The 18769-nt window shown below is 64.6% G+C and carries 17 protein-coding genes and 1 riboswitch; of the genes, 3 read left to right on the forward strand and 14 right to left on the reverse strand.

What is annotated here, in order from left to right; genetic code table 11:
- Together GOSPT_RS11640 and GOSPT_RS11645 are read right to left on the reverse strand one after the other, a co-directional pair.
- On the reverse strand, window positions 1-256 hold a 256-nt coding region (locus tag GOSPT_RS11640; protein ID WP_005206371.1), incomplete at its 3' end, for a ferredoxin reductase domain-containing protein.
- 19 nt (window positions 257-275) lie between these two features.
- On the reverse strand, window positions 276-872 hold the full coding sequence (locus tag GOSPT_RS11645) for a sulfite oxidase-like oxidoreductase (protein WP_005206372.1): 597 nt from the start codon (window positions 870-872) through the stop codon (window positions 276-278).
- A 165-nt stretch (window positions 873-1037) separates the two neighbouring features.
- Here GOSPT_RS11645 and GOSPT_RS11650 point away from each other — a divergent pair, with 165 nt between their 5' ends.
- A complete protein-coding gene (locus GOSPT_RS11650) occupies window positions 1038-1481 on the forward strand; it encodes a DUF5994 family protein (protein ID WP_005206374.1) in 444 nt (147 codons plus the stop codon).
- A gap of 24 nt (window positions 1482-1505) precedes the next feature.
- On the opposite strand, the gene GOSPT_RS11655 is transcribed toward GOSPT_RS11650, so the two are convergent.
- The 8 genes from GOSPT_RS11655 to GOSPT_RS11690 all read right to left on the reverse strand — a co-directional run bounded on the left by GOSPT_RS11655 (window position 1506) and on the right by GOSPT_RS11690 (window position 11796).
- Window positions 1506-2672, reverse strand: a complete 1167-nt coding sequence (locus GOSPT_RS11655; protein ID WP_005206376.1) for a VWA domain-containing protein — start codon at window positions 2670-2672, stop codon at window positions 1506-1508.
- Entirely contained in the window at window positions 2669-4954 is a 2286-nt protein-coding gene (locus GOSPT_RS11660; protein ID WP_005206379.1) for a DUF5682 family protein, read from the reverse strand. Before GOSPT_RS11660 ends, GOSPT_RS11655 begins: the two co-directional genes overlap by 4 nt.
- 5 nt (window positions 4955-4959) lie before the next feature.
- The gene (locus GOSPT_RS11665) at window positions 4960-6051 is read right to left on the reverse strand and encodes an ATP-binding protein (RefSeq protein ID WP_005206381.1); all 1092 of its coding nucleotides are present in this window, start codon (window positions 6049-6051) and stop codon (window positions 4960-4962) included.
- A complete protein-coding gene (locus GOSPT_RS11670; RefSeq protein WP_005206383.1) occupies window positions 6048-7523 on the reverse strand; it encodes a DUF5691 domain-containing protein in 1476 nt (491 codons plus the stop codon). The genes GOSPT_RS11665 and GOSPT_RS11670 overlap by 4 nt, the downstream gene beginning before the upstream one ends.
- Before the next feature lie 13 nt (window positions 7524-7536).
- Entirely contained in the window at window positions 7537-8892 is a 1356-nt protein-coding gene (locus GOSPT_RS11675) for an SWIM zinc finger family protein (RefSeq protein WP_005206386.1), read from the reverse strand.
- A 101-nt stretch (window positions 8893-8993) separates the two neighbouring features.
- Complete coding sequence (locus GOSPT_RS11680) at window positions 8994-9929, reverse strand: transporter substrate-binding domain-containing protein (RefSeq protein WP_005206388.1); 936 nt, start codon at window positions 9927-9929, stop codon at window positions 8994-8996.
- Window positions 9930-10000: 71 nt separating this feature from the next.
- A complete protein-coding gene (locus GOSPT_RS11685) occupies window positions 10001-10780 on the reverse strand; it encodes an amino acid ABC transporter ATP-binding protein (protein WP_039855783.1) in 780 nt (259 codons plus the stop codon).
- A 26-nt stretch (window positions 10781-10806) separates the two neighbouring features.
- A complete protein-coding gene (locus GOSPT_RS11690) occupies window positions 10807-11796 on the reverse strand; it encodes an amino acid ABC transporter permease (protein WP_005206392.1) in 990 nt (329 codons plus the stop codon).
- 21 nt (window positions 11797-11817) lie between these two features.
- A riboswitch (SAM riboswitch) is annotated at window positions 11818-11927 on the reverse strand.
- Window positions 11928-12179: 252 nt separating this feature from the next.
- On the opposite strand from GOSPT_RS11690, the gene GOSPT_RS11695 reads away from it, so the two are divergent.
- Window positions 12180-12641, forward strand: coding sequence for an SRPBCC family protein (locus GOSPT_RS11695; RefSeq protein WP_005206394.1), 462 nt, complete (start codon window positions 12180-12182; stop codon window positions 12639-12641).
- Window positions 12642-12724: 83 nt separating this feature from the next.
- Here the strand turns inward: GOSPT_RS11695 and GOSPT_RS11700 are convergent, their stop codons facing one another.
- The 4 genes from GOSPT_RS11700 to GOSPT_RS24615 all read right to left on the reverse strand — a co-directional run bounded on the left by GOSPT_RS11700 (window position 12725) and on the right by GOSPT_RS24615 (window position 17275).
- Window positions 12725-13291, reverse strand: a complete 567-nt coding sequence (locus GOSPT_RS11700; RefSeq protein WP_210735007.1) for a hypothetical protein — start codon at window positions 13289-13291, stop codon at window positions 12725-12727.
- A gap of 99 nt (window positions 13292-13390) precedes the next feature.
- Window positions 13391-15349: a gamma-glutamyltransferase family protein gene (locus GOSPT_RS11705; protein WP_039855774.1), complete on the reverse strand. Its 1959-nt coding sequence runs from the start codon at window positions 15347-15349 to the stop codon at window positions 13391-13393.
- Between the two features lie 103 nt (window positions 15350-15452).
- Entirely contained in the window at window positions 15453-16652 is a 1200-nt protein-coding gene (locus tag GOSPT_RS11710) for a TerD family protein (RefSeq protein ID WP_005206400.1), read from the reverse strand.
- Window positions 16653-16735: 83 nt separating this feature from the next.
- On the reverse strand, window positions 16736-17275 hold the full coding sequence (locus GOSPT_RS24615) for an exonuclease domain-containing protein (RefSeq protein ID WP_005206401.1): 540 nt from the start codon (window positions 17273-17275) through the stop codon (window positions 16736-16738).
- A gap of 581 nt (window positions 17276-17856) precedes the next feature.
- On the opposite strand from GOSPT_RS24615, the gene GOSPT_RS11720 reads away from it, so the two are divergent.
- The gene (locus GOSPT_RS11720) at window positions 17857-18768 is read left to right on the forward strand and encodes a DUF5655 domain-containing protein (protein ID WP_005206402.1); all 912 of its coding nucleotides are present in this window, start codon (window positions 17857-17859) and stop codon (window positions 18766-18768) included.
- The last annotated feature ends 1 nt before the right edge of the window (window position 18769 follow it).

Consider the following 18769-nt stretch of genomic DNA (forward strand, 5'->3'; position numbering starts at 1 on the left):
CCTCGACCATGTCGACGAGGTAGGGCGACTCCTCGCCGTCGTCGACCTTCTCGATGGTCACCTCGATGGTGCGCGTCTCGCGGACGTCGGAAAGCGAGTATGGCCTTGCCGTCGAGTATCCGTCCTCCGCGGTGAGCCGGATGTCGACGTGTGCGCCTGCATCGGCGCTCATCGGTTCACTCAGCGCGAGTCGCAGCGATCTCGCGGTCGGAGTCTGCATCTCTGCCCCGACGACCGTCGTGATCTGCCAGCGCATTGTCAACACTCCCTCACTGTCACGAGTAGCGCTGCTCACGCCAGGGATCACCGTAGATGTGATAGCCGCGCTCTTCCCAGAATCCAGGAGCGTCATGGGGCATGAACCGCAGGCGCCGAACCCATTTCGCGCTCTTCCAGAAGTACAGATGCGGTACGAGCAGCCGTACCGGGCCACCGTGTTCAGGCGCGAGCGGCTCACCGTCGAAGGTATCTGCCAGCCAGCCCCTTCCATCTGTCAGATCAGTAAGCGGCACGTTGGTGGTGTATCCGCCGTAGCAATGTGCCATCACGTAGGCGTCCGGTGGCCACGGGAGTACCGCCAACAAGTCGTCGAAAGCAACTCCACGCCAACGGGTGTCGAACTTCGACCACCGTGTGACGCAGTGGATATCGGTCGTGATGTCCCGGTGCGGCAGGGCGAGGAAGTCCCGCCACCGGAGACTGTGTGCACGATGATCCGACGACTGAATCGTCAAGCGCCAGGAGTCAAGTGGCAGCACCGGCGTCGGCTCTGCGGACAAGACCGGGAAGTCGAGGGTCGAATACTGTCCTGGCGGCAGCCGATCGGCCATCCTGTCGCGGCGTCCGACGAAGCCGCGGTTCACTATCGCCATATGTGCAAGTGTAGGGCCGCGCCGACTTTTCGCAGGTCATGGGCGTATAGTCTGGTTCAACTGATTTGCACTCATAGCCGACGTACTCGCGTGGTCGTGTGTTGGTCACCGTCGGGTTTTGGTCACCGGCGAACGCGGCGTCACAGCCGGTCAGGAGAGTGTCCGGTGGTCACGTTGGGTCCCACCCGGGTTCGGTTCACCACTGATCGCAGCGCCCCGATCGCCGGGGCGTGGTATCCGTACACTGCGAACCTCGCCGATGAACTGAGCAGTCTGTCCGGTGCGGCGGCGCCCCGACTCGGCGAGGTCACCTCGATATCCGTGCACTGGCAAAGCTACCGGCGCTACCCCGGTCTCGACTCTGCAGACTCTCCGACGGTTCCGCCGCTCATGACGCTCAACGGCTCCCACCGAAACGCGACGCTGCTCGTGATTCCGTGCCGCACGGCGTCGTCGTTGGCGGCGATCCTGATGCACCTCGCCAGCGACAGCGAACTTCCCGACGGGCACATGCATTCGCTGGAATCCAAGCGCGGCCGACGCATTCTGTCGATAGCGAGCCAGTACATGGCCTCACTCGACGGGACCGCCAGCGCGGCGACCAGCTGACGCCACCCGCCCGGCGCCCAAGCCTCATTCGTCTTCCATGCCACGCTGTGCCAGTTCGTTGGCATCGGCCCATCCGACGATGTCGCCGCGCCCGATCGCGAGGGCGAGCAACTCCGGGAAGGCGTCGGGCGTACACGCGAACGCCGGAACACCCATGGCACCCAGCGCTCCTGCGATGTCGCGATCGAACGACGGCGCTCCCTCGCCCGACAGCGCCAGCAACACGATGACCTGCACGCCGTCGGCCTGCAGCTGCGCGATCCGCTTGAGCATCTCGTCGCGGATTCCGCCCTCGTACAGGTCCGAGATGAGCACGAAGATGCTGTCATTGGGCCTGCTGATGAGGGTTTGGCAGTAAGCGATCGCGCGATTGATGTCGGTTCCGCCGCCTAGCGTCGCGCCGAACAGCACGTCCACGGGGTCGTCGAGTTGACCGGTGAGGTCGACGACCTCGGTGTCGAAGAGCACCAACGACGTCCGAACCGACCGCATCGTGGCAATCACCGCTCCAAAGATCGACGCGTACACGATCGATTGGGCCATCGATCCGGACTGGTCGATCGCGATGACGATGTCTTTGCTGACCATTTGTGAACGGCGACCGTGGCCGACGAGCCGTTCGGGAACAACGGTCTTGTACTCCGGTAAGTAGTTGTGCAGATTGCGAGCGATCGTTGCGTTCCAATCGATGTCGCGGAACATCGGTCGGGTCACCCGGGCTGCGCGGTCGATGGCTGCGCCGACTGCGCTTCGGGTGCGGTGGGCGATGCGTCGTTCCACCTCGTCGACCACCTTGCGCACCAACGCTCGCGCCGAAGCCTTCGAACTCGCCGGAATCGCCCGCCCGAGTGCCATGAGCGTGGTGACCATCTCGATGTCGGGTTCGACCGCATCGATCAGTTCGGGTTCTGCGAGCAGCGAGTACAGGTTCAGCCGCTCGACGGCGTCGTGTTGCATCACCTGAACAACGGTTTGCGGGAAGTACTTTCGTATGTCGCCGAGCCATCGGGCGACCGACGGAGCCGACTTGCCCAACCCACCCCTGCGCGACGCGTCGGCGTCATACAGCGCCGACAGCGCACCGTCCATAGCGGCATCGGAGCCGGTCAGCGACGGAAGTTGTTCTGCCGCTGCATCTCCGAGCACCAAGCGCCAGCGTCTGGCGCGCACGTCTCGTGTGCCGTCGGTCATCGCAACCCCAATATGTCGGCGACAACGCGCACCGCAGGCGCGGCGAGATCGGGATCGAAGGTCGTCGTGCTGGCCGGAAGGCCGTCGGTGCGGTCGAGTGATGCGACCCGGTTGCCGATGTTGCGACGCACCGAAGTGTCGAACAGCCCGAAAGTCCTGCGCAGCAACGGCAGAACGTCGGTGAAGTCACGCTCGCCGAGCGTGCTCAGCCACTCGTCGAGGATCACCAACAGATCGCGGTCGTGGACGAGCAGCAGCCCACCGTCACCCAGAAAGCCGTCGATCCATTGGGTTTTCGACGTCGGGGTGGCTCCCGTCGACAACGCGAACTGCAACCGGCCGGCGGCGTCGGCGGCATCGATGTGTCCGCCGTCAAGCAGCAATCGCGTGGCTCGGCCGACCAACAGACCGTTCACATCACACCGGTCGGCGATCGTGCGCAGTGCCCCGATCCAGCGGCCCATGTCCTGCTCGTCGAGCAGGACCACCGTCTCGTGGGTGGCGTCGAGATGCGCTTTCAGGGCTTTCGCAGCGTCATCGTTGAGACTCGAGATGGCGGAGGGGATGCCGACGCAGATGCGGGTGAGCAACGACGATGCGACGAGGTGCAGCGAGGCGGTGTCGGTGCCGCGGACGTCTCCGTAGCGCTGCGCGCGTCCGAGTGCTGGTAGTGCCTGCATCAGGTGCGCGACGTCGTGGTCGACGGCGGCTCGCTCGTCGAGTGCGGTCAGGACAGGCGCCACCGCATCGACGAGTTCGGCGAGAAGTGCCGACTCCAACGCTTCGGTGACCTCACCCAACGTGTCGGCGCTCGTTGCCTTGTCGACGATCTTGGCGGTGGCGGCGCCCAGCACCGTCGTGCCCCACACCGAGGCCATCACGACGTCGATGACGTAGTCGGGTCGCCATGCGACGATCCAGCCCTCTTTGAATGTGCCCATTCCGGTCACGTCGCGGGGTTCGCCCCACTCGACGCCGAGCACGAGGAGCCGGTGCAGCAGCAGGGATTTGGCCATGTCGGCCGGTTTGCGAAGATCCAACGCCAGCTCTTTGGCCACCGGATCGATCTTGAGTCGCGCCGACCGCGCCGTCGCGGTGACATCGGCCTGCAGCGGGACAACGGGAGCGTCGTCGGGAACCGATCCGAGCCGCTCCCCGATGACGGCCTCGCGATACATCATGTCGGACAGTCCGGTATCGCCGTCGAGCATCACGGCGTGGGTCGCCTCCGTGACCTCTGCCAATCCAGGCAGCGGTCGGTGTCGCATCACCGCGAGAGCTTCCGCCAGTCGTGCAGTCTCGATGATGTGGGCCGACGACACGTCGATGTCTTTGTCGCGCAACAGTCGTGCCTGGTGGATCAGCCAGCGCACGATCACATCGTCGGACGTGGTGAACAAGTGGTGATACCAACCCGGTGAGATCACACCCGCCCCGTACCCGGACGCGCTGGCGATGCGCGAATGGGTCCACGGTACCCACGCGACCTTGCTACGAACCTTGGGCGTTCCCTTCAGGATTCGTGTATCGCCGGCAGCGGGCGGCAACTTCCCCGACAGAGCCGGTGCATGCCATGCACCACAGACGACGGCGACGCGTTCGACACCCGGCCGCTTCAACGTCGTGCGGAGTACCTGACGCATGTGGGCTTCGCGGCGTTCGTCGTGGAGTTCCTCCGGGTCGGACTCGTCGGGCGAGCGCAAGAAGTCGTCCTCGCGCAGCGCGGCCATCGCCTCGGCTATCGCCGCGAATCCTTCTGCTTCGCCGCGTGTTTCGACGACGTCGTCCCACCAGCGCTCCGGGTCGGAGTAGCCGGCCGCGGTGGCAAGCGTGCGCACCGGGTCGATCCGAACCCGACCAGGCGCATCCTCACCGGGTTCGCGCGGCTCCCCCGGAGTCGGGTCGGCGGGTGTCTGACCCGTCTCGGTGCGGTGTGCGAGCACCATCGTCGTGGGAAGGTCGCAGAACGCGACGTGCACTCGGGCGCGCACCGCCCAGCGCATGGCCTGCCATTCCGGCGAGAACTCGGCGAACGGCCAGAACGCGGCACGCGACGGATCGTCTGCCGCGTATCCGAGGAGGGCGACGGGGGGCGACATGCCCGGGTCGACGACGGCTGGGATCAGATCCGACGCATCGGCAGGCCCCTCGATGAGAACGGCGTCTGGCGCAATGCGATCGAGTTCGCTGCGTACCGCGCGGGCCGAACCCGGCCCGTGGTGTCGGATGCCAAGCACGTAGGTACCCGGCGGGGCGTGCGAGTCGACGAGAGGTGCGGACATGCGGGTCAGCGGAGCGCCCCGCGCGCGGCGCGGTAGAAGTCGGCCCAGTCGGAGCGTTCTCGCACAACGCTTTCCAGGTACTCGGTCCAGATCACCGAATCGGCTCCCGGGTCTTTGATCACCGCGCCCTGGATACCCGCTGCCACGTCGGCGGGCCGGAGCACGCCGTCGCCGAAGTGTGCCGACATCGCGATGCCGTGGGTGATGACCGAGATGGCCTCCGCGGTCGACAGTGTGCCGCTGGGTTGCTTCACCTTCGACCGCCCATCCTCGGTGACCCCGGAGCGCAACTCGCGGAAGACGGTGACCACGCGTCGGATCTCGTCTGCGGCAGAGGGCAATTCGGGAAGCTCCAGCGACTTTCCCAGTGCAGCAACACGTTGAGTCACGATATCGACTTCGTCCTCGGCCGAGGCGGGCAGCGGCAACACCACCGTGTTGAAGCGGCGTCGGAGCGCCGACGACAGGTCGTTGACTCCGCGGTCACGATCGTTGGCCGTCGCGATCACGCTGAATCCCTTGGTGGCCTGCACCTCTATCCCGAGTTCCGGCACCGGCAGCGTCTTCTCCGAGAGGATGGTGATCAGCGCGTCCTGCACGTCGGAGGGGATACGCGTGAGCTCCTCGAGTCGCGCGATCTTGCCCTCCCGCATCGCCACCATGATCGGTGAGGGCACCAGTGCCTCGTTCGACGGTCCCTCGGCGAGCAGCCGGGCGTAGTTCCAGCCGTAGCGGATCGCCTCCTCGGGCGTGCCTGCCGTCCCCTGCACCAACAGCGTCGACGTCCCACTGATCGCTGCCGCAAGGTGCTCGGACACCCAGGTTTTCGCTGTTCCGGGCACCCCGAGAAGGAGCAGTGCGCGGTCGGTGGCCAACGTCGCCACGGCCACCTCCATCAGCCGTCGGGGTCCGATGTACTTCGGTGAGATCACCGTGCCGTCGTCGAGAGTGCCGCCGAGAAGGTAGGTGACGACCGCCGACGGCGACAGCAGCCAATTGGCAGGGCGGCTAGCGGTGTCTGTGCGGGCCAGTGCCGCGAGTTCGTCGGCGTAGAGCTGCTCGGCGTGTGGTCGGAGCAGATCGTCTGCAGTGGTCATGCGAACTCCCTCGTGAGGACGATACGGATACGGATGGACTCGGCCAGGCGGGCGAACTGTGCGGGCGCGGTCGCGACACGCGCACCCACCGCACGCACGGCGTCGCGCCACGCATCGGTGGCCGGGAGGCCAACCGACATCAGGTCGAACAGTTCTGCCGTGGGCCCGCTGCGCGCGGTTCCCGACACGGTGGCGGCGAGCAGGCGTAGTGAGGCGTGCGCGTTGTTCTCCGGCCACGGGGTCGGCAGGACGCGCAGAGCCGCGAGGCGTCGGTCGTCGGGTAGGTCGTCGAAGGCACGTGACACCTCCAGCGGATCGGCGGCCACGAAGACGACCGGTAGCGCATCGGGGTGTGTCATCAGTGCAGTCGCCCAGCGCCGATCGTCGAATGTCACTGCGGCGTGGCTCAATCCGACGACGAGCGGGCTCTGGTCAGAACCGATTGCTGCGACGATCTGCGCCGGTGACATTGCGAACCTTTTTTCCCAGAGCGACGGCCGAATCCGTGACACCAGCTGCGCGAGCACGTGGGCGCCGACCCCACGCCTTGCGTTTGACGGCACGGTCAGCGTGAGTCCGTCGCGTGCGAGCGCCGCATTCGGCTCAGTAGGCAGCGTCGCCTGCAGCACGGGGCGTCGGCGCATGAGGTGCCGTTCTTCGTTGAGCAACAGTAATTTCGACGCCGCGTCGAGGATGCGCTGCTGGTGCGCCGAGCCGTCGATGTGGTCGAGAATTCCGGCCGCAGTTGTCCTGACATTGCTGCGCCGATCGTCGAGCGCGCGCTCGAGCAGGGGCTCGTCAGACAACGACGGCGTGCGACCGAGGATGGGCAGTAACAGTTCACGACTGGGTCCGTCTTCTGTGCGCCATGCGGATTCGAGGAGTTCTCGCGCAGCATCTGGGTCGCGCTCCCGCAGCGATCGCAGGTAGGACGCACGCTCGTCGGGTTCGCCATGGGTCCACGCGGAGGTATCTGCGATGTCGCCCGACGTCGAGGGGGCGTCGAGCACGGCTTTCAGCTCGGGGGCTTGTTCGGCCAGCCATCGTCCGCGTGGACCGACGAAAGTGGTTACCGCAGCGCGGATCTCGACCCTGCGCGCGGTACGGGCGAGGAGCGTCGGGAGCATGCGTGCGGGAGGCCGGACGTGCGACCGCGCGAGCAGGTCGAAGCACCAGAGTTCGAGCTGCGGCGACAGCATCATCGCGCGGTCGAGGTTGCCTGCGATCTGATCGGAGATGCGCGGCCTCGGGTCGTCTGGCGAGGCGGGGATGGGTTCGGCAGCGATCGTCGGCGGCCCGCTCGCGCACCGTGCGACGGCGCTCAGTGCCGCGATCTGCAGGGTTGTGACCGCCGGGTCAGCGACTTCATCTGGCAGATGCGCCTCGATCACGGGATCGACGCCGTGCGTGGTGATCGGTCGGCTGCGGACGCCGACGAGCGCGGCCGAGACCACCTCGTCCCAGGTACTCATACGGCAGCCATCCTCATACGCGGACCACACCGCCGTCGACGATCACCGACTCGACGTCGAGTCCGTCTGTTCCGAGACTCCCGAAGATCGGTACCCGCGCGCCTCCGGTGAGCGCGAGTAGCAGGGGCCAGCGCTCGCCCGTCACGAGGATGTCGATTGCGTCGCCCGTGTGATCGATTGCCGCCGGTCGGCCCGCGACGGTGCGACCGAGTCGCGCGTCGAGCACCACCGGCCACCGCCGCGCCCACGGATCGTCGGCGATCGCCTGCGCGTGGGCGCGCCTGGCCGCGGCGATGTCGGAGAGCACGAGCATGCCGAGCGGATCGGGATGTGGGAGTGCGTCGGGCTGCGGTGACTCTGCGTCGGGCTGCGGTGACTCTGCGTCGTCGTAGAGGCAGCGCAGCAGAGGCGAGCCCGGGTAGAAGTGCATCGCCGCGACCAGCGTTGCGCCCACCCTGGGACGCATCGGCAATACGCCGCCCTTGGGCGCGTAATCGAGCAGGACACCGAAGCGCTTGGTCTTCGCACCCCAGATCCAGGTTCGCCGAGTCTGGAGCCGGTCGTCGTCGGTGTCTCGACGGCCGAGGCACAACCACGTGTCTGTGATGCCCTCGGCGGCGAGGACATCCGCTTTGGCGACGGGATAGCCGATGTGTCGGCGGACCGTGGCGGCGAGATCGGCAGGTAGGAGGTCGAGCCGCTGATGTGCGGCGCTCAACGACCACAGGCTGCCGAACTCTTCCAGTAGGCGTGCCGGCCAGTCGACGCCGCTCGTGGGTCCCGCGAACAACTCGGGTAGCGCTCGGATCTTGGACGCCAACCCCGGGGCCTGGGCATCGACCAGCCGTGCGGCGACGCCGTCGAATCGGCCGTAGGCGTCGACGTCGGTGCCCGCCAGGCCGTGGCCGAGCTGGTCGGTGAGCCAGAGTTGCAATTCGTCGATACCGCTGCCGACACGGCGGACGCGTTGCGCTGCGGTCGAGGCCGCGCGGCCGGGATCTTTGGAGGCGGCCGGCTGCGCGGGCGCGGCGGACTGCCGCTCGCGTCTCGCGGCGAGCCATGCTGCGGCGTGGTCAGCGGGCTGCGCGGCATCGGCAACTTCACCTTGTGCCCACAGCAGCAGGAGTCCGAGAGCGTGTTTGCACGGGAACTTCCGTGACGGACACGAGCACTTGAAGGCCGGCGAGGTGAGTTCGACGATGGTCTGGTACGGCGTTTTGCCGCTGCCCTTGCAGTGACCCCACACCAGCGAATCGGCTGCACCGGTGCCTGACCAGGGCGTCGGGGTGGCCAGCTTCTGACCGGCCTTGGCCGACGAGGCGTCGGGCGCGAGCGCCAGCACCTCGTCAGTGGTCCACCTGTCCCCCATGCAGTTCAGACAACCACACGGGACTGACATCCGCGGGCGAGGCCAGTTGCGTGGATGACGGTGACGTCAGCGACTGCGCGGGTGTCAGAAAGTACTCGGCGTCAAAAACTACTTGGGGGATTGATGGTCGACTTGTCGACGCCTGTGTCCGGGACACCCCACTTCGCGAAGATCTTGGCGTAGTCGCCGGTCTTGATGAGCTTGTTGACGGCGTCGGACAGCGGTTTGGCCAGGCCCGAGTCCTTGGCGGTGACGAATCCGACTGACGTCGAGCTGATCTGGCCGAGGAATTTGGTTCCCTCGACGTGCTTTTCGTCGTACTTCAGGCTCAGGACCGGGCCGAAGAAGAGGTCCACCTTGCCGTTGGCCAGACCCAGGAAGATGGGGGCGGTGTCGTTGAAGTACTGGACAGTCCAGGGCTTCTTGCCGATCTTCGCGCAGTCGCCGACGTGCGAGCTGAGCAGGGTCTGGAAGGTCGACCCGGGCGTGGTGGCGATGGTGTAGCCGCAAACGTCGGTGATTGTGGAGACCTTTTGCAGGTCTACGTGAGACGAGCCGAGAAACCCCTGGCCGTCGTTGAGGTAGGTCGAGAAGTCGAGGACCTTCTCGCGCTCGGCGGTGACACCGAAATTCGCCTGTCCCACTTGGTATTTTCCATTCTGGACACCGGGGATGATCGAGGCGAAGGTGCCGTACTGCACGTTCCAGTTGATGCCGAGGACCTTGCCGATCGCGGTGCGCAGGTCGAGGTCGAGCCCGACGTTCTTGTCGTCGACCACACCGCCGTGTGGCAGATTCGACGTTCCCGGGGTCTGAGTGGTCCCGACGGTCAGCGAGCCTGCCGTGCGCACACTTTGGGGTAGTTCGGCACTGATTGAATCGTCCTTGGCAATGCTGGTCGTGATGTCCTGTGTCGGAACGGCAGACGCCTCCGCGGTCGCGGAGGGGTCGTCGGACGAACCGCAGCCGCTCAACGCCACGCTCCCGATCACAGCCGTGATGGCCAGCAGAGTGAGGATGCGGGGGCGGTGGGTCATCATCTGGATCCTTTGTGTGAGAACTGTTCTTGCATGTGGGGACTCGTCCGGGTGCAGGTGGTCTATGGCCGTCACAGCACTGCGGAGAGGAACGCCCTGGTGCGCTCGTGTTGCGGATCGTCGAGAATCTCTGCGGGAAACCCTGATTCGACGATCCGTCCGCCGTCGAGGAAGATCGCCTGGTCGGCCACCTCGCGGGCGAATCCGATCTCGTGGGTGACGATCACCATGGTCATGCCGCTGCGTGCGAGATCGCGGATGACAGCGAGGACCTCGCCGACGAGTTCGGGGTCGAGCGCACTGGTCGGCTCGTCGAACAGCAGCAGGCGCGGCTCGAGAGCCAAGGCGCGTGCGATGGCGACGCGCTGCTGTTGTCCGCCGGAGAGCTGGCGCGGGTAGGCGTCTTCGCGGCCGGCCATGCCGACTCGTTCGAGGAGATCGCTCGCGCGTGCCTGCGCCTCGCGACGCGATATGCCTGCCGCCAACGGGCCCTCGATCACGTTCTGCAGCACCGTCATATGGCCGAACAGGTTGAACTGCTGGAACACCATCCCGATTGTCGAACGCTGCCGCGCGATCTCGCGGTGCGACAGTTCATGCAGCTTGCCTGCCGATGGTCGGTATCCGATGATCTCGCCGCCGACCTCGACGAAGCCGTCGTCGGGCTTCTCGAGATGATTGATGCAGCGCAGCAGCGTCGACTTGCCAGAGCCCGATGGTCCGAGCAGCACGGTCACGGTGCCTGTCGGGACGTCGACGTCAATGCCGTCGAGCACCTTGTGGAGTCCGAAACTCTTGCGCAGACCTCTGACTCGCACGAGGGGAAGAGTCTCGTCGCGTTCGATGCGCAGAGGTTTGTGGCGCGCTATCGAGAAATTCACGCTCGCACCGCGCTGTCGTCGAGTCGGCGCAGATCGGTGCGCACGCGGCCGAACAGCGGAAGATTCTGACGGACCGTCGTCCAAAATCCCTGTTGCGTACGGCGATTGCCGCGCGAGTAGTGGCGTTCGACGAAGCACTGTCCGATCGACAGCAGGCTGGTGACGATGATGTACCAGATGGTCGCGACGAGCAGTAGCGGCAGGATCAGGTAGTTCTGCTGGTAGATCAACTGCGCCGAATAGAGCAGATCTTGCACCGCGATGACGCTGACGATCGACGTCGCCTTCAGCAGACCTATCAGCAGGTTTCCCGACGCCGGCACGATGGCGGGCATGGCCTGCGGCAGGATGATCCGGCGGAAGATGCGATACCTGCTCAGTCCCAACGCTTCTGCGGCCTCGGCCTGGCCGCGGTCTACGGACAGGATGCCACCGCGCACGATCTCTGCGGCGAAGGCCGCGACGTCGATGGTCAGCGCGACGAAGGCCGCGAGAACACCCGAGAACAAGTGCGCGGTGTCTGCCTTCACGAACTCGGGGCCGAACGGAATACCCAGTGACAGTTGGGGGTACAACGATGCGAGCTCGTACCAGAACAGCAGTTGAACCAGCGGCGGGATTGATCGGATCAGCCAGACGTAGCCCGCGCTTAGTGACGACAGGATGGGATTCGACGACAGTCGCATCACCGCCAGCACAATGCCCAAGGCGAAGCCGCACACCATCACTGCGGCGGTCAGCCACAGGGTGAGGCCGAGTCCGCGCAGGATCGAATCGTGAAAGAAGTAGTTGCCGACCACATCCCACTGGAATCGCGGGTTGGTGACCAGCGTGTGGATCAGCATCGCCGCGAGCACGAGCACGACCGCACTGCTCACCCACTGGCCGGGCTTGCGGGCCTTGACCAGCTTGGCGGAGAGTAGATCCGCGTCGTCCGGCCCGCGAGTGAGCGGGCGCGCGTGCGCGGCGGTGAGTTCGGTGGTCACAGTTCTCGGTCTTCGTCCTCGGCGTCGTCGTTACGGGCGGTCGAATCCCGTCGGGTTGTCACCTGGAGCACCCCACCACGACGGAGGGTTGCTGGTCAGCAAGCCAGGGCTGGGCGCTGACGCTCGTAACCGATGCCAGGTTAGTTCCAGGTCGACGCCGCGCCGAGGGTATGAATCTGCGCGATTCTTAGGGACGCGAATCAGAGCGACTGGGTGTTCGCCGCCGATTGCAGGACTGTCGTACGTTCAGGTGGATTAGCTCAAGATCGGACGAAACGACTCCGAAACCGACATCTGTTGATGCAGCGCCTTCGATCCTCTCGGGGTGGCAGCGATTAGGCTTTCGGTGTCGCTGACAAGAATCGTCGAAGCTGAGGAATCCGATGCCCGAGCTATTCGAGATCACCCGCCTGATCCGGGCCGAACCATCGGCGATCTTTGAGCTTCTGACCTCGCCGGGAGGTCACGTCGCCATCGACAGCTCAGGCATGTTGCAAAGTGCGGAGGGCTCGCCGGTCAGCGCGGTGGATGACGAATTCGTCGTCCATATGGACCGTGAGTCACTCAACGATCTCCCGATGGGCAAGTACGACGTCCGGGTGATCATCACGGGATTCGAGAAGGACCGCTGGATCGAGTGGACGATCATCGGCACGGTCCGCCCGCCCCTCGATCACCGGTACGGCTACCGGCTCGAACCGGTCGAAGAAGGCACGCTGGTCACGTCGTACTACGACTGGAGCCGCGTCACCAACGAGGACATCAAGGGCCGGTTCCCGATCATCCCCGAGGCCGGTTTGCGCGCGACGCTAGGAATTCTGGCGCGGACGGTCGAGACGCACTGACACTCAGCAGTTGCGTGGGATCCACGGGGGCATTTTCGGTACCCAGGGTCCCACGCAACATGATCGCGCGGCTCGGCCAGGTCTCAGACGACGACGAAGGACCTTCCCGAGCACGTTGTACGCGTGACCGCGCCCGACGACCCGGTGTTGGCCTGACCGCGGTTGGTCACGTCAGCTCTGACGACGATCCGACCGGGGCCGGTGTGCACGCGTTCCGCGTACGCGATGGACACCTCACCGCGGACCGGCGTGCGGCCGATCGCCACTCCGGTCTTTCCGGAGTCGAGGTTGCGCCACGTGAAACGGACGGTTTGGTCGAAGGCCGGCGTGAAGAGTTGGTTGGCATTCAGAAATTCGAAATCGACCTTGCCGTAGTCGATTACCCGCCTCGTCGGGTTCTCGACGACGCGGCCCGACTGGCCGACGCGGAGGAGGTTAGAGACGGGCAGCGGCGGGAAGTAAGGATTCTGGGAGGTCGTCGAGCACACCGTGACCGGCGGAGCCGGGTTGTAGGGCGCGGCGGATGCCTGCCCCGCGGCCAGTCCGACGCCGACCATCGCGCTCGCGGTGACGATGAATGCCCCTGCAGTTCGAGACCCGAAGGCTCGCCAGGTCCTGATGCGCCCTGTCGATGATTGCTGTGCCACCATTCGCTTCTCCTTCAGCGCCTCGGTACTGCCTGGACATACGGAGTGTCGTGGTACGACGACGAGACGTTAACCGGGGTCATTCAAACGTGGCACCACGCATCACCTCAGCGACGCGTCGTCGCCCATCACGGCACCCTCTCGACGCGGATCGGCCCCGCCGAGCCACCCGTTGCCTGAGCGCTGCAGTGCACTGAGCCCGCTGGACTGATCGTCGACCGACACCTGTTCGCCGCGTTCGCGTAGACCCTTCACGAGTGGATCGTCGGCGCCGTCGTTCGCGGTGTTGACCAACGGATGCTCACCACCGACGTTCGACGTCGGGGTGTTGGCCGTGCCGAAGTCGATCATCGAGACAGCCTGCTGTGGGTTCAGCTTCCAATCCAACATTCCGACAAGCGTTTTCACCACGAATTGAATGATCACGGAGCCGCCGGGAGATCCGAGAGCTGCGGTCAAAGTGTCCGGCGCGCCGTTGGTCCCGGGCTGCATGACGAGGGTCGGCGCCATCGATGACCGCGGGCGCTTCCCCGGCGAAACCCGGTTGGCCAGAAGCGCCCCGGTCTCATCGCGTGGTTCGGCGGAGAAGTCGGTGAGCTGGTTGTTGAGGATGAAGCCGTCGACCATGTGGAAGCTGCCGAATGCCGACTCGACGGTCGTGGTCATCGACGCCACGTTGCCGTACTTGTCGGCGACGGTGATGTGACTGGTGCCGTGCTCTGTGCCGGTGTAGGAGCCGAGCGGAACCTCACCGAGATCTCCGGGCTGCGCCTTACCCAGTGACGTACTCGGTTTGATCAGTCCCGCACGCTGTTTCAGGTATGAGGGATCGAGCATCGTCGCAACACCCTTGCCTGGCAATGGGATGAAGTCGGGGTCGGCGATGTACTTGTCGCGGTCGGCGTAGGCGAGGCGTTCGGCCTCGTTGATCAGGTGCACGGCTTCGGGATCCGGGTGTCCCCCGTCGCGATCGACGCCCGTCGGGGGCATCGACGGAATGTCGAAGTTGGAAAGGATGCCCATCGTCGCGGCAACAGTGATGCCGCCCGAAGACGGCCCGGGCATCGCGACGATCCTGTGTCCGCGGTACTCCGTCGACACCGGATCACGACGCATCGCCTTGTAGTTCTTGAGGTCGTCGGTGGTGAGGAGACTCGGGGTCATGCCGTTCGACGTCGAGCCGGCCTTGGCGACGATCGCGTCGGCGATGGGTCCGGAGTACAGGGCTTGCGCGCCGTCGGTTGCCAAGGCGCCCAGAGTCTTTGCGTAGGCGGGGTTGGTCAACTTGGTGCCGGCGGCCTTGGGCGTTCCGTCGGGGTTGAGGAAGTACGAGCGGGCGTCGTCGTCGGCCTTGAGATCTTTGGCGGATTCGGCGATTGCGGTTGCGAGGCGTGGCGAGATGTCGAAGCCGTTGTCGGAGAGGCTGACTGCAGGGTTGAAGAGATTCTTCCAAGCGGTACGACCATGTTCGTTTTGGATCTCTTCGAGCATCCGTACTGCGCCGGGGACGCCGATGGAGCGGCCGGATGCGCGGGCACTCGGAATGGGTGCTCGTTGGTCTGTGGGGCTGATGTAGCGCAGGTAGTCCTCGGTGGCGGCGGCCGGCGCAGTCTCTCGGCCGTCGTAGGCGTTGACCTTGTGGGCCTTCGCGTCGTAGTACAGCGCGAACGAGCCCCCACCGATGCCCGACGACTGCGGCTCGACGAGGCCGAGCACCATCTGCGCGGCGACGAGTGCGTCGGCCGCCGTGCCGCCATCGCGAAGCGTCTCGCAGGCTGCTTTGGTGGCGAGCGGGTTGGCGGTCGCCGCGGCGTAGGTGTTGGTCTGCACGGGCTGCATGCCCGTGCGGTACCCGGTGGCGGCTTCAGGGCGTGTAGAGATGTCCTGTGATGCCTTGGCCGATGCGCTGGAGTCGATCGGGGTGCCGGTCGGGATCTCGCCGCAGGTGACGGCCGCTTGGGCGTCGTTGTTGTCCGACGACGAGCAGGCCGCGAGTATCAGCGCGGGCGCCATGGCCAGCGCTGCGGCGCGGAGGAGCGGGCGGTGCGGTGGACGGCGCATACGGGTCAAGGGTAGGGAACACCGAGTGGACATGTGCCACAAACCGGCGTCCGCGTGTATTTGTCGGACAGGTGGGGCTACCTATTCGAGTTGAGGACTGAGATCAGTCGTCGACTTCGACGCCATGCCTGGTCGCAAACCCCGCAAGGTCATCGTCGAATCCCTGCCCAACCATCCGCAGGCGCCACACTCCGCGACGTCGATAAATCTCGGCGATGATCATCGACCGCTCTGTGGTAGCGGCGTCGAGCACGGCACTCGCGATTCCGAAGTCGGGTGTGGTCACATCGACTGCGAGCGCTCCGAGTTCGCCGAAGGTCTGACCCTCGATCGTCGCACCTACGGTGATCCGGGAGGCATCGTCGGCGACGGCCCGCAAGTCGACCGATATCCCCTGCTCGCGGTCGCCGTCGATGGAGAGCACCATGACGCCGTCCGGACTGGCGGGTCGATTGAAGAACACGAACTCGTCGTCGGAGAGCACATTGCCGTCGCTTCCGAGTTCGAATGCGACGACATCGACTTCGGGCGCAGCGAGCCGCGCGGAACTCCACGACACGTTGACGGTGAACTGCGCGAGACCCGCAGGGAGGTCGATCACCGCCCCTGGCGTCATCATCACCGGTGTCCGTTCCCTTTGTGCAGGAGAGCTTCTCGTTGGCTCATTGCTCGCGACTGCGTCGGGTTCGACACCGAGCGCGGCATCGACGTGGTGTATTCCCAACAACGTCAACGATCGCTCGCGAACCTTGGCCATCCGCGGATCGCCCTCACCACCATTGAGTAGCAACACATCAGTGACACCTGCGGTCAAATTGATGGCTGGCGCCGCACCCAACTGTGTAATACGCGAACGCATGAGCGTCGCCTCGAGGTGACTGCCACCCATGACCAGCACTCGGCGGCCAGCCCAGGGGCCCGACGGAAGTGACCTGGCGGACTGCTTCGCCGTCGTGGGTGTCGGCGCGCCAATCACGGTGACGATATCGACTGATTCCGGCGCCGTCTTCGGTACTCCAGCGACAATCCGGCCAGCGAGTTCTAGGACAGTTGCCTCGTCGAGGATCGGGATTCCAGATTCCCTTGCCCGCCGCAGTTTCCGTGAGTCAAGCAATCCGGGATTGGCTATGACGAGTCCGGTCTTGCCGCTTGCCGAGTTCATCACGTCAAGTCCGGCGTCAGAGAGACGTCGTGCAAGGTCAGGTCGGGGTATCGCCGTCGGGCCAGTGATGACGACCTTCGTGCCCTGCACTAGGCCGATCGTGGGATCGTACCGACCGGGCGTGCGCCATGGGCATGGCACACGTGTCGCCTTGTCGGGGTATGCGCGTGACGACTCGGAACACGCGACAATTGGTAGCTGCAGACCGAGGTCGTCGGCGAGGCCTACACTGCGGCGGAAAATCTCTGCGAGAGTGCGGACGTCGTCGCGCGCATCGTGCGCGGCGCGCTGGCGGATCCCCAGTAGCCTGCCAGGGTTCCGAGCTTGACGTTCGGTACGTCGAGCTGCAGCCGACGTGCAAGCGTCACCGTGCAGAGGCGTTGTGTAATAGGCAGTTTCGTATGAAGCCTGCGCGCCTCTTCCACGAGGAACCCGTGGTCGAAGGTGGCGTTGTGTGCGACGAGGGTGCGTCCGGTCAGCATATGTTCGAGGTGTGGCAACGCGGCGTCGAACGTCGGTGCGCCACGCAATCTCGCGGTGGTCAGGTTATGAATGTGGACGGGACCGGGGTCGCAGCCAGGGTTCAGGAGTGTCGAGTACTCGTTTTGCACTCGGCCCGCTGAGTCGAGCGTGAGCGCCGCGAGACTCAGCACGCGGTCACGGCGCGCGCTGGTGCCCGACGTCTCTACGTCGACGAGAACCCAACCCGTGCCGATATCGGCCGTCGACCACACACGCCCACTTGATTGCGCTGCGCCTGACATCTCCGCCCTTTCCTGATGCTAGACAGAGACTCTTGCACATATCGCCGACAATGAGGTGTCGCATCGGTGCGCCATGTTGGAACAGGGTAACGCGCGGCGTGCAGCTCACGATTAATAGTCAACCCTTGAACAACGTGGTTGGAGGACCGTTGGCGAAATCGATCAAGCCTGGAATCCTCTGTCTTGAGGGCGATTGGGTTCGCGACGACCCTTCAAGCCGGATGACGATGGACCGGCGCTCGAGCTTCTCGAACGGATGGACTTTGTGACGCTGCACCACCGCAACGTTAAGACGATTCCGGAGTTGTGGCGACATGTCGATGACACCTGGCTCGCGATGCAAACCCATGTACAAGAATCGATAGTGCTCAAATGTCTTGCTGTCCCAGTGGTCGAGAGATTCGCCAGATGCGGCTTGGTCAAGGCGGCAAGTCCACGCTCGAGGTCAACACCCGAAGAGCCCGCCCCCGGCACACGGCTAGCATGAGCGACAGGATTGAGGCTCACTGCGCCATCCCGACCACCACGGGACTTGCCTGGCCTCTGTCACGCCGAGGGCTGCACGCGAACAAGGAGGCAATGTGTCTGACCTGAAGTTGTTTCGGATCGACGACGGCATTGCAACCGAGCTGACCAGCTCCTCGGTCAAGTTGGAGAGGTCGCTACAGCTCGTCGTCGAACGGAACATGGACACTCTCTTCGGGGTCCGCTTTCTCTCGTCGGAATACAGCACCGGCGTTCGGCACGGCGGTCGGATCGACTCCTTGGGACTTGATGAGAACTCGTCACCGGTCATCTTCGAGTACAAACGCGCTACGAACGAGAACGTAATCAACCAGGGATTGTTCTATCTCGACTGGCTACTTGATCATCGAGCCGAGTTCGAAATGCTGGTTCAGAAACGCCTCGGGAGTGAGGTCGGAAGCGCAATCGACTGGCGAAATCCACGCCTGATATGCGTGGCGAATGGATTCACACGATACGACGAGTACGCAGTTCAACAAATCAACCGAAGCATCGAGCTAGTCAGGTACCGCGACTTTTCGGGCGAATTGCTGGCGCTTGAGCTGATGACTTCGACGAAGGCCGAGCCGACAGGCATCGACGAACCGACAACCCCACGACAACAACCCTCATCAAAAACGGTCACGGATCTACTGGGGCAGGCATCCCCGCAGTTGCGCGGCCTCTACGAATCAGTCGAGAGCTATTGCGAAGGCTTGGGCGACGACGTCACGAAGAAGGTCCTCAAGAACTACTTCGCATTTCGCCGACTGAAGAACTTTGCCTGCGTGGAGGTCCATCCACAATCGGGAGCCGTGCTTCTCTATCTCAAGGTCGACCCGACGAATGTCGTTTTGACCGAAGGTTTCAGTCGAGACATGAGAAACATCGGCCATTTCGGCACCGGCGACCTCGAGTTGCGCATTACAAACGACGCCGAACTCGAGACCGCTTTGCCGCTCATCCAACGAAGCTACGAAGCAAGCTGAC

The sequence above is a fragment of the Gordonia sputi NBRC 100414 genome, assembly GCF_000248055.1.
In the GTDB taxonomy this organism is placed as follows: Bacteria; Actinomycetota; Actinomycetes; order Mycobacteriales; family Mycobacteriaceae; genus Gordonia; species Gordonia sputi.